This is a genomic window from Acidisphaera rubrifaciens HS-AP3 (assembly GCF_000964365.1).
In the GTDB taxonomy this organism is placed as follows: domain Bacteria; phylum Pseudomonadota; class Alphaproteobacteria; order Acetobacterales; family Acetobacteraceae; genus Acidisphaera; species Acidisphaera rubrifaciens.
This window is the reverse complement of sequence record NZ_BANB01000960.1, coordinates 1-255: the sequence shown is the minus strand read 5'-3', so window position 1 is coordinate 255 and position 255 is coordinate 1. Positions and strand designations below refer to the sequence as shown.

Here is a 255-nt window from a genome sequence, read left to right as displayed (position 1 = left end):
ATCAGGACAGTCCGGGCTTCGCCAACAGTCCGTTCATGCACTGGCTCCATAGCATGTTCGGCGTGAGTTCAGCCCATGCGTCTGAACTTCCCCAAATAGGTGACGACCGCATCGCCGCGATCCGCGATCAGCTCGCGCACGACCTCGGCCTTACGGCAGCGCAGGCCGGCGGCTTCCTGGCGGCGCCATACGCGGAGTCGGGTCTGCACGGGATTGAGCAGCGGTATGGCCTCAAGCCCGGCGAGGCGCCCGATC

1 protein-coding gene is annotated in these 255 nt (G+C 65.5%); it reads right to left on the bottom strand.

Features of this window, described 5'->3' with window-relative positions; genetic code table 11:
• Positions 1 to 68: 68 nt before the first annotated feature.
• Positions 69 to 255, bottom strand: a 187-nt coding sequence (locus B8460_RS22475; RefSeq protein ID WP_048863268.1) for a hypothetical protein, incomplete at its 5' end; no start/stop codon positions are given.